Raw genomic sequence first — 426 nt, forward strand, 5'->3', positions numbered from 1 at the left:
GGCCCGGCAATTCCAGCAGGAACTGACCGACATGATCAAGGACATGGAACACAACCAGGACGACAAGACCGTCCTGCTCGACCGTCAGGGCCATGGCCCGGCGTCGGGTCCGCTGACCGACTTCGCCGCGCCGCCGCGCTTCGAGCAACTGGAAGAACGGATGATCTACGCCGCGCGCCTGCGCCCGGCGGAAGCCTTCAACATCAGCCTCAATTCGCTGGTGGCGGCGTCTTCCGAGCTGCTGTCGGAAGTGGTGCGGCTCAAGCACAGCGAAACCCGCGAGGACCTGTACGCGCTCAACGAGCGCCTGACCGCCGGGCTCAAGCTGTTCGAGGTGCGCGCCCTGCACAACGGCGCCGAGAGCAGTCAGGTGATGGCCGCCCGTTACGTGCTCTGCACCGTGGTCGTCGTAGCCGTCGTGAGCAG

The 426-nt window shown here is 66.0% G+C and carries 1 protein-coding gene; it reads left to right on the forward strand.

Annotation, left to right across the window (positions count from 1 at the left end):
• Positions 1–31 precede the first annotated feature (31 nt).
• Positions 32–426: DotU family type IV/VI secretion system protein (locus ACIP0B_RS05710; RefSeq protein WP_400830523.1), on the forward strand; the 395-nt coding region annotated here is incomplete at its 3' end.

This window comes from Pseudomonas sp. NPDC089534, assembly GCF_044749305.1.
GTDB lineage: Bacteria > Pseudomonadota > Gammaproteobacteria > Pseudomonadales > Pseudomonadaceae > Aquipseudomonas > Aquipseudomonas ekonensis.